General features: G+C 54.7%; 1 protein-coding gene. It reads right to left on the bottom strand.

The genetic code is table 11. The annotated features are described in order from the left end of the window. Positions 1 to 362, bottom strand: a 362-nt coding sequence (locus tag I6F37_RS39625; protein WP_225154321.1) for a hypothetical protein, incomplete at its 3' end; no start/stop codon positions are given. Between the last annotated feature and the right edge of the window lie 91 nt (positions 363 to 453).

Genomic DNA, 453 nt, shown 5'->3' with positions numbered 1-453 from the left:
TCCGCAAAGAGCTCGGCAAATTGCTCGAAGAACGGCCGAGAAAAGTCGATCGGTCTGGCAAACGAATGTGGATCCCAGTCGTCAGACCACCACGCAGCCTTTGAATAGACGTTCACCGATTTATCGGGTGAAAAGTGTGACACGACGGTCTTCCCAGTCGCGTCGCACTTGCGGTGATACAAATTTCGCTCATTACGAAACGCCATCCGGCGCCGTCGGCGCTCGTCGGGGCAGAGCTGCGGAGGGGGCAGCGGAGAACGTTGCCCTCCAAATTTCGGGCTCAGTCGTTCGAGAAACTCGAGATCCTGTTCAGAGATAACGAACTGTTGACCGGATACCGCACAGCGGTGAGACGAAGACATGTGCATTCCTTTGATACGCCGATGCGATCCTTCTTGATAGAAGCTCTAGGCGTATTTACATCCCTCGCTTGCCGGATGTCACCGTGGATAC

This window comes from Bradyrhizobium sp. NBAIM08 (assembly GCF_020193935.1).
Lineage (GTDB): Bacteria > Pseudomonadota > Alphaproteobacteria > Rhizobiales > Xanthobacteraceae > Bradyrhizobium > Bradyrhizobium yuanmingense.
Note: the sequence above shows the minus strand (reverse complement) of the source record. Positions and strands in the feature narration are given on the sequence as shown.